The following is a 24,080-nucleotide window of genomic DNA, read 5'->3' as shown; positions in this document are numbered from 1 at the left end:
CGTGCTCACCTCTCGCGGGATGGTGCCTCGCGGCTTGTTGGTTGAATCTTAAACTGTCACGTCCAACGGCGCGACCCCCCGGCCTATTCCCGGCCGTACCCTGGACGTCATGACCGAGAAGACCTACGACAACGAACGCTGGAAGGAGCGGGGCGTCATGCTCCGCGTCTTCGTCTACGTCTTCGCGACCCACGCCTTCGCCGGCTTCGTCTGGCTCCTCTTCTACGTGGGACAGAACGCCCAGAAGTGACCCTCCGGTAAGGGTCCGGCGAGGCCCCGCGCGGGCTCACGTAGAGTCCCGGACGTGAACGCTGCGATATCGGTGGTGTCGGTCGTCGGGATCGGCGCGAACGGCTGGGACGGGCTCCCCGAGAGCTCCCGCCGGGTCCTGCGCGACGCCGAGGTCCTCATCGGAGGCCCCCGCCAGCTCGACCTGCTCGACCCCGCCGAGTGCGGCGGCGAGCGGATCGCCTGGCCGACCCCGCTCCGCCCCGCCGTCCCCGGACTGCTCGCCGCCCACGAGGGCCGCGCCATCGCCGTCCTCGCCAGCGGCGACCCGTCGTTCTACGGCATCGCCCGCACCCTCGCGGAGACCGCCGGCGCCGACCGCCTGCGCGTCCACCCGCACCCGTCCTCCGTCTCGTACGCCTGCGCCCGCCTCGGCTGGGCCCTGGAGGCCGTCGAGACCGTGTCGCTGGTGGCCAGGCCGCTCGGGGCGCTCGCCGCCGCCCTCCACCCCGGCCGCCGGGTCCTCGTCCTCGGCGAAGGCCCCGGGACACCCGCCGACGTCGCCGCGTACCTCCGCGCGACCGGCTGGGGCGGCACCCGGATCCGGGTCCTCGAACAGCTCGGCGGGCCCGCCGAGCGGGTCCTCGACGCCACCGCCGCCGACTGGCCGTACGAGCGGACCGACGCCCTCCACGTGCTCGCGCTGGACTGCGTACGCGACCCGGGCACGCTGCGGCTCGGCGCGACGCCCGGCCTCCCCGACGAGGCGTACGAACACGACGGGCAGCTCACCAAGCGGTACGTGCGGGCCGCCACGCTCGCCGCCCTCGCGCCCGCACCCGGCGAACTCCTCTGGGACATCGGCGGCGGGTCGGGTTCGATCGGCATCGAATGGATGCGGACCCACCGCTCCTGCCGGGCGGTCGCCGTCGAGAAGTCCCCGGAGCGCGCCGCGCGCATCACCCGCAACGCCGACGCGCTCGGCGTCCCCGCCCTGCGGGTCGTCACGGGCCCCGCCCCCGCCGCCCTCGCCGGGCTCCCCACCCCCGACGCCGTCTTCATCGGCGGCGGCCTCACCGCGCCCGGCCTCCTCGACGCCTGCTGGGACGCGCTCCCGGCCGGCGGGCGGCTCGTCGCCAACACCGTGACCCTCGAATCCGAGGCGCTGCTCGCCGACCGCTACCGCCGCCACGGCGGCGAACTGATCCGGCTCGCCGTCTCGGCCGCCGTCCCCGTCGGCGGCTTCACCGGCTGGCGCCAGGCGATGCCCGTCACCCAGTGGTCCGTGACCAAGGGCTCCGTGACCGAGGGCTCCGTGACCGAAGGCTCCGTAACCAAGGAAGAGGAAGCATGACCGTCTACTTCATCGGAGCGGGCCCCGGCGCGGCCGACCTCATCACCGTGCGCGGTGCGCGGACCCTGGCGAAGTGCGGCACGTGCCTCTACGCCGGCTCGCTCGTCCCCACCGAGCTCCTCGCCGAGTGCCCGCCGGACGCCACCCTGATCGACACCGCCCAGCTCGACCTGGACCGGATCGTCGCCGAGATCGCCCGCGCCCACGAGGCCGGCCACGACGTGGCCCGGCTGCACTCCGGCGACCCGTCCGTCTTCAGCGCGGTCGCCGAGCAGATGCGCCGCCTGGACGCGCTCGACATCCCGTACGAGGTCGTGCCCGGCGTCCCGGCGTTCGCGGCGGCCGCCGCCGCGCTCAAGCGGGAACTGACCGTGCCGACCGTCGGCCAGACCGTCATCCTCACCCGCATCGCCCAGCAGGCCACCCCGATGCCCGAGGGCGAGGACCTCGCCACCCTCGGCCGCAGCGGCGCCCTGCTCGTCCTCCACCTGGGCGCCCGCTACGTCGACCGCATCGTCTCCGAGCTGGTCCCCCACTACGGCGTCGACTGCCCCGCCGCCGTCGTCGCCATGGCCAGCCGCCCCGACGAGCTCGTCCTGCGCGGCACCCTGGAGGACATCGCCGACCAGGTGAAGGCCTCCGGCATCACCAAGACGGCCGTCATCATCGTCGGCCGCACCCTCGCCGCCTCCGAGTTCCGCGACAGCCACCTGTACGACCCGGCCCGCGAGCGGCACGTCTGCTGACGGGCCCGTAGACGACGACGGCCGGACCCCCACACGGGTCCGGCCTCCGTCATCGCCACGACTCAGGCATTGGGCCGCTTGCCGTGGTTCGCCTTCTTCTTCTTGCGGGCCCGCTTCTTGTTGCCGCGCTTGGCCATGGTGATTCCTCCCTTTCCGTAGGGGTTCCTGCGCTGCCGAGCCTAGGTTCGGGACCGGGTGCCCGCATGTCGGTGCCAGGGTCTTGAATGGACCCGTGACCGTCTACGACGTCGCCCGGGCGCTGCCGGGCATCGAGGAACTGCGCGACCACAGCCGAGGGCTCGCCATGCTGGAGGCCGTGCTCTGCCCGGAGTGGGAGAGCCGCTACTACTCCTTCGACGCGCATTGGTCGGAGACCGAGCAGCTGGCGTCCATGAAGGACGGATCGGGCGACGAGTACACGATCGTCCTCTCCCCCGCCGGGGCGTTCGCCCGCGTCTTCGCCCACGAGTCCCCGATGAGCCCGTTCGGGGAGCTCGCGGACGGGCAGACCTGGCCCGGCGTGCTCGACGGCGTCCCGGAGGCGTTCCGCGAGTACCTGACGGAGCCCGCCTTCACCGACGAGGACGGCGTCCACGTGACCACCGCCTGCCTCTGGCGCGAGCCCGCCGACACCGCCTGGCACACCGGCCCGGTCGAGTTCACCGACCTGGACGGCCACGAGGACCCGGACGGCTCCGACGGCCTCCTCCACCTGCTCGTGGACCGCTCGGCCGAGGCCTACGCCACCTGGGCGTCCGACTACTACGAGACCTCGGTCGACCCGGAGGCCGTCCGCCACGTCCTGGCGCTGCGCCCGCTGACGGCCGAGGTCGTGGCGGCCCTCAACCCGGACGTCGACCTCGCCGCCCTCGCGGACGACATCGCGGAGATCGGCTACCCGGTCGCGGACTGACCGGCCACGGACGACCGCACCGCCCTCACGGCGCCGGAGTGGCCCGCCACTCCGGCGCCAGCACCGACATCACCGTCGCGTCCACCCGCTCGCCCTCCCAGAGCAGCGCCCCGCGCAGGACGCCCTCGGCCGTGAAGCCGGCCTTCTCGTACACCCGCCGGGCGCGCGGGTTGAACGCGTACACCTCCAGGGAGATCCGGTAGAGGCCGAGGGACTCGAAGCCGTAGCCGACGATCAGCCGGGTCGCCTCCGTCCCGAGGCCCCTCCCCGTCGCCCCCGGCACGAACACGATCCGGAACGAGCAGCTCTCGTTGTCGGCGTCCCACTCGTTGAGCACCGCCTCCCCGACGACCCGCCCCGTCGCCCGCTCCACGACGGCCAGGTCGAGCCGGTCGTCCTGGTCGGACCGCGAGCCGTACCACTTCCGCAGCGTCGGCTCGTCGAAGCTCGCGTGCCCGCCGGTCAGCCGGCTCACCTCCGCGTCCTCGAAGAGGGGCAGCAGCGCGGGCACGTCCTCCTCGGTGAGGGGGCGGAGGACGACCAGGTCGCCGGTCAGGGTGGGCTTGTACGAGAAGTCGGTCATCCCCGGATTCTCGGCGGTCGCCGCGCCCGCTGTCGTCCGGATTACGGCCCCGCCACCGACGACCGGCCGACGACCGTTCCCGCGCGGTCGATGCAGACCACGTCGACGGCGACCGGGGCGCCCCGCAGGACCGCGAGGGCCTCGTCGCGGGCGCGGGCGGCCACCAGGTCGCCGAGGGGGACCGCGGCGGCCTCGCAGAGGCGGAGGGCGGCGAGGCCGGTGTTGGCGGCGGCGATGTCGGCGGCGAGGGCCTCGGAGGCGCCTCCCGTACGGGCGAGGTCGGCCAGGAAGCCCTTGTCGACCTGGGAGCGGGCCGAGTGCAGGTCGAGGTGGCCGGCGGCCAGCTTGGAGAGCTTGGCGAAGCCGCCGCAGAGGGTGAGCCGGTCGACGGGATGGCGGCGGATGTACTTGAGGACGGCGCCCGCGAAGTCGCCCATGTCGAGGAGGGCGATCTCCGGCAGGTCGTAGAGCGTCGTCACCGTGCGCTCGGAGGTGGAGCCGGTGCAGCCGGCGACGTGCGTGAGGCCTCCGGCGCGGGCCACGTCCACGCCCCGGCGGATGGAGTCGATCCAGGCCGAGCAGGAGTACGGGACGACGACGCCGGTCGTGCCGAGGATCGACAGGCCGCCGAGGATGCCGATCCGGGGGTTCCAGGTCGAGCGGGCGATCTCGGCGCCGTTGTCGACGGACACGGTGATCTCCACGTCGCCGGTGCCGCCGTGCCGGGCCGCGACCTCGGCGACGTGCTCGCGCATCAGCTGCCGGGGCACCGGGTTGATCGCGGGTTCGCCGACCTCCAGGGGGAGGCCGGGCAGGGTGACGGTGCCGACGCCCTCGCCGGCCCGGAAGACCACGCCGGAGCCCGGCGGCAGGAGCCGTACCGTCGAGCGGATCACCGCCCCGTGCGTGACGTCCGGGTCGTCGCCGGCGTCCTTCACGACGGCGGCCATGGCGGAACCGGCCGTCAGGGACTCGGCGGCCAGCGCGAACGCCGGCGTCTGCCCCTTCGGCAGCGTGATCGTCACCGGGTCGGGGAAGTCGCCGGTCAGCAGGGCCGTGTACGCGGCGGTCGTCGCCGCCGTCGCACAGGCACCGGTCGTCCAGCCCGGGCGCAGACCGGTGTGCTTGAGTTGGGCCTCACGCCCGCCGCCTGAAGTCACGAAGGGGCTCCTGTGCACGTACTCATTCTCGGCGGGACCACCGAGGCCCGCGCCCTGGCCGGACTGCTGCACGGCTCCGGAGACGTCCGGGTCACCAGTTCCCTCGCGGGACGGGTGGCCAGCCCCCGGCTGCCGGCCGGCGAGGTCCGCATCGGCGGCTTCGGCGGCGTCGACGGGCTCGTCGACTGGATACGGGCGCACGCCGTGGACGCGGTCATCGACGCCACCCATCCCTTCGCCGAACGCATCAGCTTCAACGCGGCCCTGGCGGCCACCACCGCCCATGTTCCCCTGCTCGCCCTCCGCCGCCCCGGCTGGGTCCCCGGCGACGGCGACGACTGGCGTTCCGTCGCGTCCCTCGACGAGGCGGCCCGCGCCCTGGACGGCCTCGGCGACCGGGTGTTCCTCACGACCGGCCGCATGGGCCTGGCGGCCTTCGCCGACCGCCCGGAGTGGTTCCTCGTCCGCTCGGTCGACGCCCCGGACGCGCCGATGCCGGCGCGCACCGAGATCCTCCTCGACCGGGGCCCGTTCACCCTCGACGACGAGCGGCAACTGATACGCCACCACCGCATCGACGTCCTCGTCACGAAGGACAGCGGCGGCGCCGCGACCGCACCCAAGCTGACGGCCGCCCGAGAGGCCGGCCTCCCGGTCGTCGTCGTCCGCCGCCCCCCGGTCCCGGAGGGCGTCCCGACGGCGGCGACCCCGGAGGAGGCCGCCGCCTGGGTCGCTACTCGGTGACGGGCGTGCCGAGTTCGGTGACCTCGACCCAGTTCAGGGTCGGGTCCTCCACCCGGAGCGTGTTCTCCCAGTCGTCCACGGCGATCACGGTGTACATGACGGTCTCGCCGTCGGCGGGGCTGGGGTGGAGGAACGAGGTGGCGTCCTCGGCGAGGTACTCGACGGGGTGGGCGAGCCAGACGTAGCCGCCGTCGCCGTCGTCGTACCGCTCGGCCTTGAAGACCTCGTACCGCTTGAGGTCGGGCTCCGTGCTCGCGTCCCACTCGACCAGCACGCCGTCCTCGCGCGGGGTCGCCTTGACGCCGGTGACGGCTGCCGGGGCGTCCAGGTCGCCCTCGGTCGTGATCGAGGCCTCGGCGGAGAGCGGCGACTCGTTGCCGGCGGCGTCCATCGCCGAGACCGCGTACCGGTAGGTGGTGCCGTGCCGGACGGCCTGCATGTCCTTGAGCGAGGTGAAGGAGGACGTGTCGAGGAGGCTGCCGTTGCGGTAGACGCGGTAGGAGACGACGTCGGTGTCCGCCGGGGCGGTCCAGCTCAGCACGTGCTGCCGTACGGCGTTCGAGGCGTCCACCACGGTCAGGCCGGTCGGCGCCGCGGGCGCGTAGTCGCCGTGGGAGCCGGAGACGCCGGTCCGCGCGGAGACGTTCCCGGCGGCGTCGACGGCGGAGACGCCGTACGTGTAGCCGGTCCGCTCGGCGGCCGCGGTGTCCTTCCAGGCGGTGCCGGTGATGCCGGTCGCGACCTGGACGGCGGGGTCGGTGGTGCCGGTGCGCTGCCGGTGCACGGTGTACTTCACGGCGCCGGTGACGGGCTGCCAGGCCAGGGCGACGCCGCCGGCGCCGTCGGTCGCGGTGACGCCGGCCGGGGCGGCGGTCGGGGTCCGGTCCACGGTCGCGACGGTGAGGTCGGCGCCGCCCCAGGACTCGTTGCCGGCCCTGTCGACGGCGCGGAGCTCGTAGAGGAACGATTCGCCGGTGGCGGGCGGGTAGTTGACGTACGAGGTGCCGGGGATCAGGGCGGTGGCGCTGCTGACCTTGGCCCAGGCGGTGGTGGGCAGGCGCCGGTAGAGGCGGTAGCCGGCGAGGTCCATCTCCTTGTTGGCCGCCCACTTCAGCGTGACCTTGTTCAGGGCGCGGTCGTACGCCACGGACGCCCCGGTCGGCGCGAGCGGTCGGACCTTGTCCGCGGTGGCCGAAGTGTTGGGGGCGTAGGTGAACTTGACGTTGGCGGCGCCGGTCCAGGTGGCGTAGTCGACGCGGAGGGTGTGGCGGCCGGCGGGGACGGTGAGGGCGACGGTCTTCTTCTGGGTGGTGGTGGTGTTCTTCCAGAGGTCGATCCGGCGGACGCCGTCGAGGTGGACGCGGATGCCGTCCTGGGCTTCGGCGGTGAAGGTGAAGGGGCCGCCGGAGCCGAAGTCGCGGGTGAGGGACCAGCGGACGGAGAAGTTGTCCTTGGGGAGGGTGACGCCGGCCGGGTCGCCGAGGCCGTAGTTCTCGGCGACGGCGCTGTCGCAGGCGGTCAGTTTCGGGGTGCCGGTGAGGGTGGTGTTGGCGAAGTACTCCGCCTTCCACACGGGGGAGGCGCAACTGACGGCCGCGGAGGCCGGGGTGGCGGTGAGGAGGCCGCCGGATGCGGCGAGGGCGGCCGTGGTGGCCAGCGCGCTCAGCCGGATACGAGTCATCACAGAGGGAGGGCCCTTTCCGGACCTACGGGACACAGGCGATGTGTGTGGGGAGGGCGGTGCGGGTGGGAGCCGGTCCACCGCCGGGAGGGGACTCTACCTGCCGGTTCCTTCCGCGCGACAGGGGATTCCTCCCGGCGTTCAATGGAGGGGTGGGTACCGTCCGGTGGCTGGCCACGGCGGGGCTCGTGGCGCTGATGGGCGCTGCTCCGAGCCCCTCCCCCTCGCCGTCGCCCGAGCCGCCCCCGGCGCAGCCGCCGCCGGTCCTCGACCGGGTGGACGTGGACCGGGCCGTCGGGCGGCTGGACGCGGACGTCGCGGCGATGATGAAGCGGACCGGGGTGCCGGGGGTATCCGTGGCCGTGGTGTACCAGGGCAAGGTGGTGCACCTGGAGGGGTACGGGGTGCGGGAGGTGGGGAAGGCGGCGCGGGTGGACGCGGACACGGTGTTCCAGCTGGCGTCCGTGTCGAAGCCGATCGCGTCGACGGTCGTGTCGGGGGCGGTCGGGGTGGAGGGCTGGCAGAAGCCGGTGGCGCCGGAGTTGCCGGAGTTCCGGCTGAAGGACCCGTGGGTGACCTCGCACATGACGGTGGCGGACCTGTTCTCGCACCGCAGCGGGCTGCCGGACCACGCGGGGGACCTGCTGGAGGACCTGGGCTACGACCGGGACTACATCCTGGCGCACCTGCGGTACGAGCCGCTGGCGCCGTTCCGGGCGAGTTACGCGTACACGAACTTCGGCCTGACGGGTGCGGCCGAGGCGGTGGCGGTGGAGAAGGGCGTGGCGTGGGAGAAGCTGGCCGAGGACACGCTGTACGGGCCGGCCGGGATGAACGACACCAGCAGCAGCTTCCGGGACTTCGAGGAGAACCCCGACCGGTCCGTGGGGCACGTGAAGGAGCCCGACGGGACGTGGAAGGCGCGGTACGTGCGGGACCCGGACGCCCAGTCGCCGGCCGGCGGGGTGAGTTCGTCGGCGCGGGACATGGCGGTGTGGCTGCGGCTGCAGTTGGGGAACGGGACGCTCGACGGGCGGGAGATCGTCGACGCCGAGGCGCTCGAACTGACCCACCACCCCGAGTCCGTGGCCTCTCCGGCGCGGGCGCCGGCGGGCAGGACCGGGTTCTACGGGCTGGGCTGGAACGTGTCGTACGACGACGAGGGCCGGCTGCGGCTGTCGCACACCGGCGCGTTCGCGGACGGCGCGCACACCAACGTGACGATGCTGCCGGGCGAGGAGCTGGGGATCGTCGTCCTCACGAACGGGGCGCCGGTCGGCGTCGCGGACGCGGTCGCCCTGGACTTCTTCGACACCGCGCAGGAGGGGAAGCCCAGCCGGGACTGGATGCCGCTCGTCAACGCGCTCTACGAGCAGGAGGCGGACGCCGGCCGGTCGCCGACGGACTACGCGCATCCGCCGGCCGACGCCTCCGCCGCGAAGTCCGCCGACGCGTATGCCGGCACGTACACCAACGACTACTACGGCCGGATGACGGTGGCCGAGGCCGACGGCGGCCTGGTGCTGCGGCTGGGGCCGGAGCCCCAGACGTACCGGCTGACGCACTACTCCGGCGACACGTTCAGCTTCCCGACGCGCGGGGAGAACGCCGTCGGCCTGACCGGCGTGACGTTCTCCCCGGACGGGAGGACCGTCCGCGTCGAGTACCTGGACCAGGAGGGGCTGGGCACCTTCACCCGCACCTCCTCCTGACGGCGGTCGGCTCAGCCGTACCGGCGCGGGGTCCAGGCGATGGTGCGGCCGTCGGCGCGTTCGACGGCGCGGGTCTGCGAGGAGCCGACGAGGAGCAGGGTGCGCATGTCGACCTCGGACGGTTCCAGGGTCTTGAGGGTGACGACGCGGACGGACTGCTCGGGGCCGCCGACGTCACGGGCGACGACGACGGGCGTCTCGGGGGAGCGCAGTTCGAGGAGGAGGTCGCGGGCGGCGGCCACCTGGTGGGTGCGGGACCTGGAGCCCGGGTTGTAGAGGGCGATGACCAGGTCGGCGGAGGCGGCGGCGCGCAGCCGGGCCTCGATGACGTCCCAGGGCTTGAGCCGGTCGGAGAGGGAGATCGTGGCGTAGTCGTGGCCGAGGGGGGCGCCCGCGGCGGCGGCGGCCGCGTTGGCGGCGGTCACCCCGGGGAGGACCCGTACGGGCACGTCGGCGTACTCCGGTTCGCAGGCGACCTCCAGGACGGCGGTGGCCATGGCGAAGACGCCGGGGTCGCCGCCGGAGACGACCGCGACCTTGCGGCCGCGCCGGGCCAGGTCGAGGGCGAACTCGGCGCGCTCGGACTCGACCTTGTTGTCGGATCCGTGGCGGATCTGGCCGGGGCGGAGCACCGGCACCCGGTCGAGGTAGGTGGTGTAGCCGACGAGGACGTCGGCGTTGACGAGCGCGCCGCGCGACTCGGGGGTCAGCCAGGGCGCGCCGGCCGGGCCGGTGCCGACGACGACGACCTCGCCGCGGTCCCGCACGTGGGGCTGCTGGTCGATGCGGGAGGGCAGGACGGCGACGGAGAAGTAGGGGACGGTGGACGGGTCCACGTCCGCCAGGTGCCCGGTCCGCTCGCCGGCCATGAACGCCCGCTCCACGTACCGGGCGTCGTCGAGGCGCCCGGCCCGCTCCAGGGCCCGCTTCACGGTGGGGAAGGTGCGGCCGAGCTTCATCACGACCGCCGAGTCGGTGCCGGCGAGCCGGGCCGCCAGCTCGTCCTCGGGCAGCGTGCCCGGGATGATCGTGAGGACTTCCTCCGCCTCGCACAGCGGCTCGCCGAGGCGGGCGGCGGCGGCGCTGACGGAGGTGACGCCGGGGATGACGGTGGTGTCGTAGCGGTCGGCGAGCCGCTTGTGCATGTGCTGGTACGAGCCGTAGAACAGCGGGTCGCCCTCGGCGAGGACGGCGACGGTGCGGCCGGCGTCGAGGTGGGCGGCGAGGCGGGCCGCGGCCTCCTCGTAGAAGTCGTCCAGGGCGCCCCGGTAGCCGCCGGGGTGGTCCGTGGTCTCCACGGTGAGCGGGTACATCAGCCGCTCCTCGACGTGGTCGTCGCGGAGGTGCTCGGCGGCGATGGAGCGGGCGATGGAGCGGCCGTGGCGGGCCGAGTGGTAGGCGACGACGTCGGCGGCGGCGATGGCCTTGACCGCGGCGACCGTCATCAGGTTCGGGTCGCCGGGCCCGAGGCCGACGCCGTACAGCTTGCCCTTCACGGGTGCGTCCTCGGTGCCGCTCATGCCTGGATCTCCGCTTCGTGGGCGATGGCGTTGATCGCGGCGGCGGTCATGGCGCTGCCGCCGCGCCGGCCGCGTACGACGAGGTAGTCGAGGCCGAGCTCGTGGGCCCGGTCGGCGAGCGCGTCCTTGGATTCGGCGGCGCCGATGAAGCCGACCGGTATGCCGAGGACGGCGGCGGGCCTGCCGGCGCCCTTGGCGACCATCTCCAGGAGGTGGAAGAGGGCGGTGGGGGCGTTGCCGATGGCGACGACGGAGCCTTCGAGGCGGTCCCGCCAGAGTTCGAGGGCGGCGGCGGAGCGGGTGGTGCCGAGTTCGGCGGCGAGGGCGGGCACGGCCGGGTCGGACAGCGCGCAGACCACCTCGTTGTCGGCGGGCAGCCGCTTGCGGGTGACGCCGCTGGCGACCATCTGCGCGTCGCAGAGGATCGGGGCGCCGGCGCGGAGGGCCGCGCGGCCCCGGGAGACGACCTGCGGCGAGTAGGCGATATCGCGTACGAGGTCGGTCATGCCGCAGGCGTGGATCATCCGGACCGCCACCTGGGCGACGTCGGCGGGCAGGCCCGCCAGATCCGCCTCGGCGCGGATCGTGGCAAAGGACTGGCGGTAGATCTCCGCCCCGTCCTTCTCGTAGTCGAACATCGTGTCGCTCTCGCTCATCTCGTCGTCGTGCGGGCCGTGGTGACAGCTTCGGTCAGGGCGGTACGGGGGGTGGGGGCGCCGTCCACCAGGTAGGCGCCGTCGGCGGTGGCGACGACGTCGATCCAGGTGCCGTGCGGGTGACCGCAGCGGCGCTCGCACCCGGAGTAGTGGGCCGGGAGGCCGGCGGCCGCGGCGGGACCGGGCCGCTCGGCGGCCGCGTCGGCGCGGACGTCCGCGAGGGACTTGGCGCAGCCGGGCCGGCCCGTGCAGGCGGTGACGCCCGCCCCGGGGGCGTGGGGGCGGGTGATCAGCCCGTGCGCGGCGAGGTCGGCGAGCCGGTCGGCCGCCGCCCCGACCACGACGGCACCGCGCCACGGCGTCAGCCGCACCTCGTCGGCGGGCAGCAGCGCGCGCAGCTGGGCGGCGGTGAGGCGGCCGAGGGGCGCGAGGACGTACAGGGCGCCGGTGCCGAGCGGCCCGGGGGCGGGCGGCGCGCCGAGGACGAGGAGCGACCGCGCCGGCGGTACGGGCTCGGCCGCGATCCCGGCCCGGTCGAGGGCGCCCGGCAGGTCGGGGACGGCGCCCGCCGGCAGTTCCTTCACCCGCCAGGCGCCGGTCCCGGCCTCCCGGGCGGCGTCGAGGAAGGCTCCGGCGGCGGCGAGGGCGGCCCGGGGCGCGTCGGTTCCGGCGATCCGGAAGGCCCGTCCACCGACGTACATGACGACTGTCCCCGGCTCCGCTGCGACCAAGGTCACATCGCCGCCGAGTCCCGCCACGTCGCCGCGCCCGTCGTCGAGGACGAAGAGGAAGCGGCCCGAGAGCGCCGCCGTCCAGGGCTCCGCGCAGAGCAGGGAGTCGAGCTCGCGGGCCCACAACTGGACGTCGGGGCGGCCGAGTCCGTCGAGTCCGCCGATCGGCGAGGCGACGATGTTGCGGACGCGTTCGTGGGTGGGGGAGGGGAGCAGGCCCGCGTCGGCGAGCAGGTCCGCGAGGGCCGCGCCGCAGTCGTCCGCGAGGCCGCGGAGTTCCGCGTTGCCGCGCGAGGTGATGCTGATCCGTCCGTCGCCGAGGGTCTCCGCGGCGTGCGCCAGAACCTCGACCTGGCGTGCCGTCAGGCGGCCTGCGGGCAGGCGGAGTCGGGCCAGGCGGCCGTCGTCGGCCGCGTGCAGGCGCAACGCCCCTGGGCAGGCGTCTCCGCGGTCCCGAATGCGAGGTTCGCCCGGTTCGGGAGCCGGGGGTGGGGTGGGCGGCATGGCGGCGAGCATACCCACGGGCCACCGGCCGACCACCGGGTGTGATCCGGCCGACTCCCCGGCACGCCCCGCCCCGCCGACGGCACGATCTACTATGCACACGGCATGGGGTCCCAGGACCCCGGGGAGGAAGCCCGGTGAGAATCCGGCGCGGTCCCGCCACTGTGAGCCCGTACCAGCGATGGCACGGGTGAGTCAGGAACTCCCTTCCCCAAGCTCTCGGCTTCGCTCGAGCAGGGGAGGCCCCAAACCACACGACCACCCGGGGCGCGGACAACCCCGAGGAAGGCCTGAGCTCGCCATGCTTCTGCTGCTGTCGCACTCCGACACCGACCTGCTCAGCGCCCGTGCGGCGAACGCCGGCTCCGCCGGCGGCCCGGTCGAGTACCGCTTCGCCAACCCCGCCCGCCTCCCCCTCGCCGACCTGCCCGGCCTCCTCGACGACGCCGAGCTCGTCGTCGTCCGCCTCCTCGGCGGCCTCCGCTCCTGGCAGGAGGGCCTCGACGCCATCCGCGCGACCGGAAAGCCGGTCGTCGTCCTCAGCGGCGAACAGGCCCCCGACGCCCAGCTGATGGAGGCCTCCACGGTCCCCGTCGGCGTCGCCACCGAGGCCCACGCCTACCTCGCGCACGGCGGCCCGGAGAACCTGGAGCAGCTGGCCCGCTTCCTCTCCGACACCGTCCTGCTCACCGGCCACGGCTTCGAGGCCCCGGCCGCCGCCCCCACCTGGGGCCCGCTGGAGCGCACCCCGAAGCCCACCGACGGCCCGACCGTCGCCGTGCTCTACTACCGCGCCCACCACATGAGCGGGAACACCGGCTTCGTCGGCACCCTCTGCGACGCCATCGAGGACGCCGGAGCCCGGGCGCTGCCCCTGTACGTGGCCTCCCTGCGCGCCCCCGAGGCGGAGCTGATCTCCGTCCTGAGCGGAGCCGACGCCATCGTCACCACCGTCCTCGCCGCCGGCGGCACCAAGCCGGCCGAGGCGCAGGCCGGCGGCGACGAGGAGGCCTGGGACGCGGGCGCGCTCGCCGCGCTCGACGTGCCGATCCTCCAGGCGCTGTGCCTGACCGGCTCGCGGTCCGCGTGGGAGGAGAACGACGAGGGCCTCTCGCCGCTGGACGCCGCCAGCCAGGTCGCCGTGCCCGAGTTCGACGGCCGGCTCATCACCGTCCCCTTCTCCTTCAAGGAGATCGACGAGGACGGCCTGCCCGCGTACGTCGCCGACGCCGAGCGCGCGGCCCGCGTCGCGGGGATCGCCGTCCGGCACGCCCGGCTCCGCCACATCCCGAACGCCGAGAAGAAGCTGGCGCTCGTCCTCTCCGCGTACCCGACCAAGCACTCCCGCATCGGCAACGCGGTCGGCCTCGACACCCCCGCCTCCGCCGTCGCGCTGCTCCGCCGCCTCATCGCGGAGGGCTACGACTTCGGGCCGGAGGAGGACCTCCCCGGCCTGGTCTCCGGCGACGGCGACGAGCTGATCTACGCCCTCATCGAGGCCGGCGGCCACGACCAGGACTGGCTCACCGAGGAGCAGCTCGCCCGCAACCCGGTCCGCATCCCGGCCGCCGACTACAAGCGCTGGTACGCGACGCTGCCCGCCGAGCTCCGCGAGCAGGTCGAGGAGCACTGGGGCCCGGCGCCCGGCGAGATGTTCCTCGACCGGTCCCGCAACCCGGAGGGCGACATCGTCCTCGCCGCCCTGCGGCGCGGGAACCTGCTGATCCTCATCCAGCCGCCGCGCGGCTTCGGCGAGAACCCGATCGCGATCTACCACGACCCCGACCTCCCGCCGTCCCACCACTACCTGGCCGCCTACCGCTGGATCGCCGCCCGCGCCGACGACGGCGGCTTCGGCGCCGACGCCATGGTCCACCTGGGCAAGCACGGCAACCTGGAGTGGCTGCCCGGCAAGAACGCCGGCCTGTCCGCCGCCTGCGGCCCGGACGCGGCGCTCGGCGACATCCCGCTGGTCTACCCGTTCCTCGTCAACGACCCGGGCGAGGGCACCCAGGCCAAGCGGCGCGTCCACGCCACCCTCGTCGACCACCTGGTCCCGCCGATGGCCCGCGCCGACTCGTACGGCGACATCGCGCGCCTGGAGCAGCTCCTCGACGAGTACGCGCAGATCTCCTCCATGGACCCGGCGAAGCTGCCCGCGATCCGCGCCCAGATCTGGACGCTGATCCAGGCCGCCAAGCTCGACCACGACCTGGGCCTCCAGGAGCGCCCGGAGGACGACGGCTTCGACGACTTCCTGCTGCACGTCGACGGCTGGCTGTGCGAGGTCAAGGACGCCCAGATCCGCGACGGCCTGCACGTCCTCGGCGGCGCCCCGGAGGGCGAGGCCCGCGTCAACCTGGTCCTCTCCATCCTGCGCGCCCGCCAGATCTGGGGCGGCACGCAGGCACTGCCCGGCCTGCGCGAGGCCCTCGGCCTCGACGAGTCGGCCGCGACCCGCACCACCGCCGACGAGGCGGAGGAGAAGGCCCGCGCGCTCGTCGAGGGCATGGAGGCCGCCGGCTGGTCCGTGGCCGCGATCGACACGGTCGCCGCCGCGTACGGCCCCGAGGTGCACGCCGTGCTGCGGTTCGCCTGCGAGCAGGTCGTGCCGCGCCTCGCCGCCACCACCGACGAGCTGACGCACGCCGTGCACGCCCTGAACGGCGGCTTCGTCCCGGCCGGCCCGTCCGGCTCCCCGCTGCGCGGCCTGGTCAACGTCCTGCCGACCGGCCGGAACTTCTACTCGGTCGACCCGAAGGCCGTGCCGTCCCGGCTCGCCTGGGAGACCGGCCAGGCCCTCGCCGACTCCCTCCTGGAGCGCTACCGCACCGACAACGGCGAATGGCCGACCTCGGTGGGCCTCTCCCTGTGGGGGACGAGCGCGATGCGCACCGCCGGCGACGACGTCGCCGAGGCGCTCGCCCTCCTCGGCGTCCGCCCGCTGTGGGACGAGGCCTCCCGCCGCGTCAACGGCCTGGAGCCGATCCCGCTCGCCGAACTCGGCCGCCCCCGCGTCGACGTCACGCTGCGCATCTCCGGCTTCTTCCGGGACGCGTTCCCGCACGTCATCGGCCTCCTCGACGACGCCGTACGGCTCGTCGCGGGCCTTGCGGACGAGTCCGCCGAGGACAACTACGTCCGGGCGCACGCGCAGGCCGACCTCGCCGAGCACGGCGACGAGCGGCGCGCCACCACCCGCATCTTCGGCTCGCGCCCCGGCACGTACGGCGCGGGCATCCTCCAGCTGATCGACTCGCGCGACTGGCGCACCGACGCCGACCTCGCCGAGGTGTACACGGTGTGGGGCGGGTACGCGTACGGCCGCGGGCTCGAAGGCCGCCCGGCGCGCGCCGAGATGGAGACCGCGTACAAGCGGATCGCGGTCGCCGCGAAGAACACGGACACCCGCGAGCACGACATCGCCGACTCCGACGACTACTTCCAGTACCACGGCGGCATGGTCGCGACCGTGCGCGCGCTCAAGGGCACCGCGCCCGAGGCGTACATCGGCGACTCCACCCGCCCGGAGACCGTCCGTACCCGCACCCTCGTCGAGGAGACCTCCCGGGTGTTCCGCGCCCGCGTGGTCAACCCGCGCTGGATCGAGGCGATGCGCCGCCACGGATACAAGGGCGCGTTCGAACTGGCGGCGACCGTCGACTACCTCTTCGGCTACGACGCCACGACCGGCGTCGTCGCCGACTGGATGTACGACAAGCTGACGCAGGAGTACGTGCTCGACCCGGCGAACCAGGCCTTCCTGAAGGAGGCCAACCCGTGGGCCCTGCACGGCATCGCCGAGCGGCTCCTCGAAGCCGAGTCCCGCGGCATGTGGGAGAAGCCGGACCCGGAGACCCTGGCCGCCCTGCGCCAGGTGTTCCTGGAGACGGAAGGCGACCTGGAGGGGTCGGACGAGGACTAGCCGGGACTATCCGGGACCAGCCGGGACCGGGGGGCCGCGCCGATCAGGACACCCCCCCGACTCCCCACGGGTGCCGGGGCCGGCTCCAGTGCCAGACGGCGGCCCCGGAAACCCTCTCTCAGCCGCCGGTCGTGGCTGACCACGACCAGCGTGCCCGGGTACAGCGCGAGCGCGGCGTCGATCTCCTCCACCAGGCCGGGGGCCAGGTGGGTGGTCGGCTCGTCGAGGAGCAGCAGACCGGCGGGTGAGGCCACGAGCCGGGCCAGCTCCAGTTTGCGGCGCCGGCCCGTCGACAGGAGACGCACCGGGGTGGCGAGATCCCGGGCGGCGAAGAGCCCGAGGGCGAGCAGTTCGTCCTCGCGGCCTTCCCCGAAGGCCTCGCTCACCGTACGGGGGTCGGTGGGCGGGGCCGTCTCCTGGCGGAGCATCCCGACGCGGGCCGGTGCGCTCACCGTGCCCGCGTCCGGGACGAGTTCACCCGCGAGGACCTTCAGGAGCGTCGTCTTCCCGGCGCCGTTCGGGCCGGTGACCAGGAGCCGTTCGCCCGCGTCGAGGTGGAGGGCGTCCAGGCGGAGCCGGCCGTCCACCCGCACGTCCGCGAGGTCGACGGGGGTGCCCTCGACGCCGGTGAGGTCCGCGCGGAAGCGCAGCGGTTCGGGCGGCGGCGGCACGGGGTGCGCGGACAGCCGGGCGAGCCGCTCGCGGGCGGCCCGGATCCTGCTCATCGCCCCGTGCGCCCGCGACCGGGCGCGGAAGGCGCCGGCCCCGCTGAACGCGGCCGGGGCCTTGCGGGGGATCGCGGAGAACCGGTCGATGTGCGTGTCGGCGAGGGCCGTGTGCCGGGCGAGGTCCTCCTTCCAGTCCTCGTACTCCCGCTGCCTGCGGGCCCGTTCGGCCGCGCGCCCGGCGAGGTAGCCGGGGTAGCCGTCGCCGTACCGGCGCACGGTGTGCCGGTCCTCGTCCACTTCGAGGACGGCGGTGGTCACCCGGTCGAGGAACACCCGGTCGTGGGAGACGGCGACGACCGTGCCCCGGTGGGTGCGCAGTCGTTCCTCCAGCCACTCCACGGCCTCGTCGTCGAGGTCGTTCGTCGGCTCGTCGAGCAGCAGCAGTTCGGGCTCGGCGGCGAGGACGCCCGCGAGGGCGAGCCGTGAGCGCTGTCCGCCGGAGAGGGTGCCGAGCGGCCGGTCCCGGTCGAGCGGTCGGCGCTCGCCGAGCCGCCGCAGGGTGGTCTCCACGCGCCGGTCGGCGTCGGCGCCGCCCCGGGCCTCGTGGGCGGCGAGGAGCTCGGCGTATCCGGCGAGGTCCCCGGTGGCGGCGAGGCGGGCCTCGGCGGTCCGGATGGCCCGCTCCAGCGCCCGTACGTCCGCGAGCGCGTGGTCGACGGCGTCGCCGACGGTGGCCGTCGCGGGGAGGTCCAGGGTCTGGGCGAGGTGGCCGAGCCCGCCGGGGGCCTCGACGGAGACGGTGCCGTCGTCGGGCGCCTCCAGGCCGGCGAGGAGTCGCAGCAGGGTCGACTTCCCCGAGCCGTTGTCGCCGACGATCCCGAGTCGTTCGCCGGGGCGGACGGTGAACGAGACCCGGTCGAGCACGGTCCTGCGCTGCGCGTACCGGTCGTCGTAGCGCTTGCTGACGTCGACGAGTAGGGCACGGAACAAGGGGGTACCTCCTGCCGCCGGGGAAGCGAGACGGATCGTCTCGCCTCGACGACGGTACGACAGGGGGAGGGAGTGTGCAAGACGAGACGTCTCGTATCGTTGAAGAATCTCAGGCGGAGGCCACGCGCAGGACCAGTGCGGCCGCCGCGATCAGGGTGAGCACCGCCGCCGGCGCCAGCTCGTAGTCCTTCACCCGCAGGTGGGCGACGACGGCGCCGGCGAAGTAGAGCACCAGGCCGACGGCCGCGGCCACGCCGAGCGGCGCGACGAAGAGGCCCGCGAGCAGGCCGAGCGCGCCCGCGGCCTTCGCGGTCGCCAGCAGGGGAAGCGCGCCCTCTGACACGCCCACCTTGGTCATGCTGCCCACGACCTGCGGGTTCTTGGTGAAGGTCATGAAGGCGGAGCCGGTCGCCGCGAGGGCGAGCAGGGCCGCGACGGCGGCGTAGGCGATGAACATGGAGGAGCTCCAACGGTATGGGGACGAAAACCGTTGAAGAGTAACAACGATTTCTTTCGCTCCATAATCGCGTTGTTGTTACGGTGGACGGCATGGCAGCTCATCCGACCGACCGCCTCGGCTTCCTCCTCTCCTTCCGTGGCGAGCTCACCGGTGCGCGCATCCGCGCCGCCCTGGGCGTCGCCGGGCTGCACCCGCGCAACGCGATGACCCTGATGCAGCTGGCCCCCGGCGCCACGAGCCAGCGCGAACTCGCCGTCGCGATGGAGCTCGACCCGAGCCAACTGGTCGCGATCCTCAACGAGTTGGAGACGGCCGGGCTCGCCGAGCGCCGCCGCGACCCCGCCGACCGACGCCGCCACATCGTCGAGATCACCTCGGCGGGCACCGAAGCCCTGGAGCGCATCGACCAGGCCGTGAGCGACGCCGAACGCGAACTCTTCGGCGACCTCACCGAAGCCGAACAGACGCTCCTGCGCGGCCTGTTGGACCGCGTCGTCGTCGACCCCGCCGACCACGACTGCGGCGCGGAGTAACACCCGGCGCCCGCACCGCCCCGCCTCCCCGGTTCACAGCGGGAGGCGCACCACGTCCGCGATCTCGACCGCCCCGCCCAGCCGCACCACCGGACCTGCCGAGCCGGGCCGCGCGGAAGCGGTGATCGTGGAGGGGCTGCCCAGCGAGTCGCCCATGTCGACCGCGAGCTCGACGCCGTACCCGTGCCCCTGTCCCTGCCCGTGCCTGTGTTCGTGCCCCGGCCCGTGTCCGCCCCCGTCGCCGCCGTCCGCCAGGTGCGCGGCGAGGCAGGCCGTGCTGTTGGCGTTGGCGACGTCCTCCGGGACGCCGATCGACGGGGCGAACATGCGGGCGGTGCGTCGGCCCGTGGACGTCGGCCCGGAGTGGACGTAGCAGCCGAGGAGTCCGAGCCGGTCGCACGCGGCGCGCAGTCGCCCGGTGTCCGGTGCGAGGCCGGCCAGCGCCGCGGTCGAGTGCACCGGGACCAGCAGCCGCGGGCGCCCCGTCGAGGCGACCCGCAGCCCGGCGCCCAGGGCCCCCGCGGGAACGCCGAGCGCGGGCACCACGAGGTCCCGCTCCGCGGCGGTCGGCTCCCGCAACTCCACGGCACCGGCCTCGAAAGAGGCCCGGACCCGCCCGCCCTCCCGCACGGACCGGCCCTCGAAGACCCGCCCCGCCGTGCGCAGTTCGACCCGGTGGGTGCCGCTCCCGGCGCCCCGGGTCGCGAACGCCAGCGCGGCGAGGGTGCCGTGGCCGCACGCCGGCAGCTCGCCCTCGGCGGTGAAGAAGCGCAGGGACACCACGGGAATCCCGGCCCGGCCCGCCGCCACCGACACGAACACCGCGTGCGAGGTGCCCGCCGCCACCGCCACGCGCCGCCGTCGCTCGTCGCTCAGCGGCACCTCGCCGAGCACCGCGGTCGGGCTCCCGCTCGCACCGCCCGCTCCGTCGCGCACGCACGCGCGCACGATCGTGACGTCGCCGTGCGGCATGCGCTCTCCTCTGCTTCGTGTTCCACGACGGGGTCGCGGAAAGCACTATGCCGGGAACGGGCCTGCCGCCACCGGCCCTTCGCGGACTTCACCGCCGCTGCGGCGGAGACGAATCCTCATTGTTCTAGTAGAGTGCGAACAAGGGAGGTTTTCATGAACCGTGCCACACCTCGTCTCCGCGCGCTCGCCGCGCTCCCCTTCGTCCTCGCCCTCGCCGTCCACCTGCTGCTCTTCGCCCACTGGCGGGACGCGCTGCCCGCCGAACTCGCCACCCACTACTCCCTCGGGGACGGTGGCGAGGCCGACGGCTGGACGAGCCGGGCCGGCTACGTCCTCATCAGCACGGCCCTGATCGCGGGCCTCGCCGCCGCCTGGACCGCGAGCATCCGGCGCCGGGCCCTGTGGGGCGCCTGGGCCACCGCGGGCTTCACCGGCGGACTGCTGGTCCGGATCCTTCGCAACAACCTCGTCGACGCGTTCGAGGTGCAGGTCTCCGTGCCCGCCGTCGACCTCGCCGTGGCCGGAACGGCGGCGGTCGCCGCCGGCCTCGCCGGCTGGGCGCTCACCTCGCTCGTCCCGGCGGACGAGCCGGCCGACCGGTCGGGGGCGCCCGACGGCCCGCGACTCGCGCTCGGCGCGAGCGAGGTCGCCGGCTGGTCCCGCTCCACCGGCTCCCGGACGCTGACCGCCCTCGCGGTCCTCGCCCTCGCCGCCGCCCCGGTCGCCCTCCTCGTCCTCGACTGGCCGGACGCGCTGTTCGGCCTGCTCGGCCTCGTCATCGGCGTGCCCGGGCTCGCACTCGCCCGGGTCCGGGTCACCGTCGACCGCCACGGCCTCACCGTCCGCTCCGGCGTCTTCCCCAAGCCCCGCGTCCGGATCCCGCTCGACGAGATCGCGGGCGCGGACACCCGCGACGTCCGCGCCGTCGCCGACTTCGGCGGCTGGGGCTACCGCGTCCGGGCGCACCGCACGGGCGTGGTGCTGCGCTCCGGCGAGGCGCTCGTCGTACGGCGGGACGGCGGCCGGGAGTTCGCGGTCACCGTGCCCGACGCGGCGACGGCGGCCGCGCTGCTCAACACGCTCGCCGAACGGCATGGGAAGGTCTGACCGTGCTCTTCCGTGTCGACCCGGCCTCTCCCGTCCCCCTCGGCGACCAGATCGCCGCCTGCGTCAGGGGCGCCCTCTCCGACGGCTCCGCCGCCCCCGGCGAACGCCTCCCGGCCGCCCGGGAGCTCGCCGACTCCCTCGGCGTCAACGTCCACACCGTGCTCCGCGGCTACCAGCGCCTGCGCGAGGAGGGCCTCATCGAGCTCCGCCGCGGCCGGGGCGCCCTCATCGTCCCCGGCGCCACCGCCCCCGACCGCGCCCGGCTGGTCTCCCGGCTGCGCGAGGCGGCGGCGGAGGCCCGCGAACTCGGCCTGAGCGAAGACGAGTTCGTGGAGCTCGCCCGCACCAGCCTGGGGTAGTCCCCGGCGGTGCGCGTCAGGGCAGCTCGCGTACCGGCGTGCCCGCCAGGAAGGCCTCGACGTCCTCGACGGCCTCGCCGAAGTACTGGGCGTAGTTGGCCTCCGTCACATAGCCGAGGTGGGGGAGGGCCAGCACGTTCGGCAGGGTGCGCAGCGGGTCGTCGGCCGGCAGGGGTTCGGTGGCGTACACGTCGAGGCCGGCGCCCGCGATCCAGCCCTCGCGCAGGGCCCGGAGGAGCGCCTCGCCGTCGACCAGGCCGGCCCGCGAGGTGTTGACCAGGTACGCGGAGGGGCGCATCGCCCGCAGCTCGTCCTCCCCGACCAGGCCCCGGGTGCGGTCGGAGAGGACCAGGTGGAGCGAGACGAAGTCGCTGCTCGCGAAGAGGTCCCGCTTGTCCTCGGCGAGCCGCGCGCCGTGCTCGGCGGCCCGCTCCTCCGTCAGGTTCTCGCTCCAGGCGACGACGTCCATGCCGAAGGCGCGGCCGACCGCCGCGACCCGGGCGCCGATCTTGCCGAGGCCGACGAGCCCGAGGGTGCGGCCGGCCAGGTCGCTGCCGACGGTGGACTGCCAGGGGCCGCCCTCGCGCAGCGCCTGCGCCTCGGTCCGCACGTGGCGCGCGAGACCGAGCAGGAGCGCCCAGGTCAGTTCGGTGGGCGGCTCGGGGCTGCTGGCGGTGCCGCAGACGACGACCCCGCGGGCGCGGGCGGCGGCGATGTCGATGGAGGCGTTGCGCGGCCCGGACGTGACGAGGAGCCGGAGCCGGGGGAGGCGGGCGAGGAGCTCTGCGTCGAACGGGGTCCGCTCCCGCATGATCACGACGATCTCGCAGTCCTCGACGGCGGCGACGACCGCGTCCCGGTCGGCGAGGTGCTCGCGGAACACCCGGACGTCGACGCGGCCGGCGAGCGGGCTCCAGTCGGCGGAGGCGAGGGCGACGCCCTGGTAGTCGTCGAGTACGGCGCAGCGCAGCTTCATGGCTCCATGATCGCTTACCTCGGATGCTCCGCCCAGGGCGACAGAGCGATCCCCCTTCCGGAGAATTGCCCTGTCTTGTCCCGTTGTGAGGAGTGGATGCCATGGCTTCCGGTGACAGTGCCGACGAACTCGCCGCCCTCCGGGCCAGGGTGGCCGCGCTCGAAGCCGAGAAGGCGGTCGCCCGTCCGCCCCACCACCGCGTCCGCTCCTTCTTCTCCGCCGTCCTGATCGTCATCGGCTGCATCCTGATCCCGCTGGGCATCGTCGCCTCCTGGACCGCGGACATCGTCGGCGACACCGACCGCTACGTGCAGACGGTCAAGCCGCTCGCCTCCGACCCGGACATCCAGGCCGCCGTCGCGAACCGCGTGACGAACGCCCTCATGGAGCACATCGACCTCCCCGCGCTCCTGGAGGGCGTCGCGCCCACGGACCGGCCCCTGGCGGAGAAGGCCCTCGGCAAGCTGGGCGGCTCCCTGGAAAGCGCGGTCAGCAGCTTCGTCCACGACCGGGCGCAGGACATCGTCGCCTCACCCGCCTTCGAGACCATCTGGACCGACGCCAACCGGGCCATCCACACCTCCCTCGACCGGGCCCTGACCGGCAGCGACGAAGGCGCGGTGAAGATCGAGACGGACACGGTCACCATCGACCTGGCGCCGGTGATCGAGCGGGTGAAGGAGCGGCTCGTCGCGTCCGGCCTCGACGTCGCGGCCAAGATCCCCGAGATCCACACCGACTTCACCGTGGTCAAGTCCGACGACATCGGCAAGGTGAAGACGGTGTTCTCGCTGCTCCAGACCATGGGCGTGTGGCTGCCCGTGATCGCCGTCCTGCTCGTCGTCGGCGGTGTGCTGCTCGCCGTGAAGCGCCGCCGCACGCTGGTCGCCGCCGCCCTCGGCGTCGCCTTCGCGGCGATCGTCCTCGGCGTCGCCCTCACCGTCTTCCGCACGGTCTACCTGAACGCCCTGCCGTCCACCGTCTCCCCGGCCGCCGCGGGCTCCGTCTACGACACGCTGATCCGCTTCCTGCGCACCTCGGTCCGGGTGTTCGCGACCCTCGGCATCCTGATCGCCCTCGCCGCCTGGCTCTCCGGACCGAGCCGCCCCGCCGTCCTCGTCCGCGGCCTCTGGCACTCCGGCATCACCGCGACCCGGGCCACCGCCGACCACGCGGGCATGAAGCTCGGCCCGGTGGGCCCGTTCGTCCGCCGCTACCGCACCTGGATCACCTGGATCCTCGTCGCCGGCGCGGCCGCGGCCCTCGTCTTCTGGTCCTACCCCACCGGCGCCGTCGTCGTGGGCATCGCCCTCACCCTGCTCTTCGTCCTGGCGGTGGTGGCCTTCCTGGCGGAGGAGCCCGCCGAGCGACCCCCCGCCGAACCGGCCCCCGGCGACCAGCCCCCCAAGCAGCCGCCGCCCGCCGGGGGAAGCGCCCCCACCCCGCAGGTCTAGGCCGTTCCTTTCGGATCAGGCCGGATACGAGGGGGGCGGCCGGCCCGCCGGGGTCGGCCGCCCCCTTCGGCGTGCTAGCCGCCGGCCGGGAACTCCTTCTCGCC

Annotated in this window: 22 protein-coding genes and 1 riboswitch; of the genes, 11 read left to right on the top strand and 11 right to left on the bottom strand. The window is 74.3% G+C overall.

All coding sequences use genetic code 11. From position 1 onward, the window contains the following. Positions 1–109: 109 nt before the first annotated feature. Genes ACFCY7_RS13665 through cobM form a run of 3 tightly spaced genes read left to right on the top strand, consistent with a single transcriptional unit; the run spans position 110 to position 2,328 of the window. Positions 110–250 carry a DUF6126 family protein gene (locus ACFCY7_RS13665; RefSeq protein WP_367823530.1) on the top strand — a complete coding sequence of 47 codons (141 nt, stop codon included), beginning with the start codon at positions 110–112 and terminating at the stop codon, positions 248–250. 54 nt (positions 251–304) lie between these two features. Next, positions 305–1,582, top strand: coding sequence for a precorrin-6y C5,15-methyltransferase (decarboxylating) subunit CbiE (gene cbiE, locus ACFCY7_RS13660; RefSeq protein ID WP_376484255.1), 1,278 nt, complete (start codon positions 305–307; stop codon positions 1,580–1,582). After that, positions 1,579–2,328 carry a precorrin-4 C(11)-methyltransferase gene (gene cobM / locus ACFCY7_RS13655; protein WP_376484252.1) on the top strand — a complete coding sequence of 250 codons (750 nt, stop codon included), beginning with the start codon at positions 1,579–1,581 and terminating at the stop codon, positions 2,326–2,328. The genes cbiE and cobM overlap by 4 nt, the downstream gene beginning before the upstream one ends. 62 nt (positions 2,329–2,390) lie before the next feature. On the opposite strand, the gene ACFCY7_RS13650 is transcribed toward cobM, so the two are convergent. Continuing rightward, complete coding sequence (locus tag ACFCY7_RS13650; RefSeq protein ID WP_099895366.1) at positions 2,391–2,465, bottom strand: 50S ribosomal protein bL37; 75 nt, start codon at positions 2,463–2,465, stop codon at positions 2,391–2,393. A 95-nt stretch (positions 2,466–2,560) separates the two neighbouring features. Between ACFCY7_RS13650 and ACFCY7_RS13645 the strand changes: the two genes are divergently transcribed. Continuing rightward, complete coding sequence (locus tag ACFCY7_RS13645) at positions 2,561–3,241, top strand: hypothetical protein (protein ID WP_376484249.1); 681 nt, start codon at positions 2,561–2,563, stop codon at positions 3,239–3,241. A gap of 25 nt (positions 3,242–3,266) precedes the next feature. Here the strand turns inward: ACFCY7_RS13645 and ACFCY7_RS13640 are convergent, their stop codons facing one another. Together ACFCY7_RS13640 and ACFCY7_RS13635 are read right to left on the bottom strand one after the other, a co-directional pair. Next, positions 3,267–3,824, bottom strand: coding sequence for a GNAT family N-acetyltransferase (locus tag ACFCY7_RS13640; RefSeq protein ID WP_376484247.1), 558 nt, complete (start codon positions 3,822–3,824; stop codon positions 3,267–3,269). A 41-nt stretch (positions 3,825–3,865) separates the two neighbouring features. Beyond that, complete coding sequence (locus ACFCY7_RS13635) at positions 3,866–4,984, bottom strand: cobalt-precorrin-5B (C(1))-methyltransferase (RefSeq protein WP_376484244.1); 1,119 nt, start codon at positions 4,982–4,984, stop codon at positions 3,866–3,868. A gap of 12 nt (positions 4,985–4,996) precedes the next feature. On the opposite strand from ACFCY7_RS13635, the gene ACFCY7_RS13630 reads away from it, so the two are divergent. Beyond that, positions 4,997–5,728, top strand: coding sequence for a cobalt-precorrin-6A reductase (locus ACFCY7_RS13630; RefSeq protein WP_376484241.1), 732 nt, complete (start codon positions 4,997–4,999; stop codon positions 5,726–5,728). Here ACFCY7_RS13630 and ACFCY7_RS13625 read toward each other — a convergent pair. After that, complete coding sequence (locus tag ACFCY7_RS13625) at positions 5,718–7,409, bottom strand: fibronectin type III domain-containing protein (RefSeq protein ID WP_376484238.1); 1,692 nt, start codon at positions 7,407–7,409, stop codon at positions 5,718–5,720. The genes ACFCY7_RS13630 and ACFCY7_RS13625 overlap by 11 nt on opposite strands. A 197-nt stretch (positions 7,410–7,606) precedes the next feature. On the opposite strand from ACFCY7_RS13625, the gene ACFCY7_RS13620 reads away from it, so the two are divergent. Next, a complete protein-coding gene (locus ACFCY7_RS13620) occupies positions 7,607–9,121 on the top strand; it encodes a serine hydrolase (protein ID WP_376484314.1) in 1,515 nt (504 codons plus the stop codon). 11 nt (positions 9,122–9,132) lie between these two features. Here the strand turns inward: ACFCY7_RS13620 and ACFCY7_RS13615 are convergent, their stop codons facing one another. From ACFCY7_RS13615 to ACFCY7_RS13605, 3 genes are read right to left on the bottom strand one after another with little or no spacing between them, the layout of a single operon-like run. Further along, on the bottom strand, positions 9,133–10,641 hold the full coding sequence (locus tag ACFCY7_RS13615; RefSeq protein WP_376484235.1) for a precorrin-2 C(20)-methyltransferase: 1,509 nt from the start codon (positions 10,639–10,641) through the stop codon (positions 9,133–9,135). Further along, complete coding sequence (locus ACFCY7_RS13610; RefSeq protein ID WP_367823702.1) at positions 10,638–11,279, bottom strand: precorrin-8X methylmutase; 642 nt, start codon at positions 11,277–11,279, stop codon at positions 10,638–10,640. Before ACFCY7_RS13610 ends, ACFCY7_RS13615 begins: the two co-directional genes overlap by 4 nt. A gap of 14 nt (positions 11,280–11,293) precedes the next feature. After that, complete coding sequence (locus ACFCY7_RS13605) at positions 11,294–12,544, bottom strand: cobalamin biosynthesis protein CobG (RefSeq protein ID WP_376484311.1); 1,251 nt, start codon at positions 12,542–12,544, stop codon at positions 11,294–11,296. 78 nt (positions 12,545–12,622) lie between these two features. Then, positions 12,623–12,756: riboswitch (cobalamin riboswitch) on the top strand. Positions 12,757–12,833: 77 nt separating this feature from the next. Here ACFCY7_RS13605 and cobN point away from each other — a divergent pair. Further along, positions 12,834–16,457 (top strand): cobaltochelatase subunit CobN, encoded by a 3,624-nt coding sequence (gene cobN / locus ACFCY7_RS13600; protein ID WP_376484231.1) that lies wholly within the window; start codon positions 12,834–12,836, stop codon positions 16,455–16,457. Here the strand turns inward: cobN and ACFCY7_RS13595 are convergent. Both ACFCY7_RS13595 and ACFCY7_RS13590 read right to left on the bottom strand, forming a co-directional pair. Then, on the bottom strand, positions 16,454–18,115 hold the full coding sequence (locus tag ACFCY7_RS13595) for an ABC-F family ATP-binding cassette domain-containing protein (protein WP_376484229.1): 1,662 nt from the start codon (positions 18,113–18,115) through the stop codon (positions 16,454–16,456). The genes cobN and ACFCY7_RS13595 overlap by 4 nt on opposite strands. A 109-nt stretch (positions 18,116–18,224) precedes the next feature. After that, complete coding sequence (locus tag ACFCY7_RS13590; protein ID WP_376484227.1) at positions 18,225–18,572, bottom strand: DoxX family protein; 348 nt, start codon at positions 18,570–18,572, stop codon at positions 18,225–18,227. A gap of 92 nt (positions 18,573–18,664) precedes the next feature. On the opposite strand from ACFCY7_RS13590, the gene ACFCY7_RS13585 reads away from it, so the two are divergent. Further along, positions 18,665–19,108, top strand: coding sequence for a MarR family winged helix-turn-helix transcriptional regulator (locus ACFCY7_RS13585; RefSeq protein WP_376484224.1), 444 nt, complete (start codon positions 18,665–18,667; stop codon positions 19,106–19,108). A 33-nt stretch (positions 19,109–19,141) separates the two neighbouring features. On the opposite strand, the gene ACFCY7_RS13580 is transcribed toward ACFCY7_RS13585, so the two are convergent. Beyond that, positions 19,142–20,080 carry a PhzF family phenazine biosynthesis protein gene (locus tag ACFCY7_RS13580; protein WP_376484221.1) on the bottom strand — a complete coding sequence of 313 codons (939 nt, stop codon included), beginning with the start codon at positions 20,078–20,080 and terminating at the stop codon, positions 19,142–19,144. A gap of 153 nt (positions 20,081–20,233) precedes the next feature. Here ACFCY7_RS13580 and ACFCY7_RS13575 point away from each other — a divergent pair, with 153 nt between their 5' ends. Continuing rightward, on the top strand, positions 20,234–21,187 hold the full coding sequence (locus ACFCY7_RS13575) for a hypothetical protein (RefSeq protein ID WP_376484218.1): 954 nt from the start codon (positions 20,234–20,236) through the stop codon (positions 21,185–21,187). Positions 21,188–21,189: 2 nt separating this feature from the next. After that, entirely contained in the window at positions 21,190–21,546 is a 357-nt protein-coding gene (locus ACFCY7_RS13570) for a GntR family transcriptional regulator (RefSeq protein WP_376484214.1), read from the top strand. Between the two features lie 16 nt (positions 21,547–21,562). Here the strand turns inward: ACFCY7_RS13570 and ACFCY7_RS13565 are convergent, their stop codons facing one another. Beyond that, entirely contained in the window at positions 21,563–22,522 is a 960-nt protein-coding gene (locus tag ACFCY7_RS13565; protein WP_376484212.1) for a D-2-hydroxyacid dehydrogenase family protein, read from the bottom strand. 101 nt (positions 22,523–22,623) lie between these two features. Here ACFCY7_RS13565 and ACFCY7_RS13560 point away from each other — a divergent pair, with 101 nt between their 5' ends. Continuing rightward, the gene (locus tag ACFCY7_RS13560) at positions 22,624–23,976 is read left to right on the top strand and encodes a hypothetical protein (protein ID WP_376484209.1); all 1,353 of its coding nucleotides are present in this window, start codon (positions 22,624–22,626) and stop codon (positions 23,974–23,976) included. The last annotated feature ends 104 nt before the right edge of the window (positions 23,977–24,080 follow it).

The sequence above is a fragment of the Streptomyces sp. NPDC056361 genome (assembly GCF_042262805.1).
Classification (GTDB): domain Bacteria; phylum Actinomycetota; class Actinomycetes; order Streptomycetales; family Streptomycetaceae; genus Streptomyces.
The sequence above is the reverse complement of the archived record's forward strand: the minus strand, read 5'-3'. Positions and strand labels throughout refer to the sequence as shown.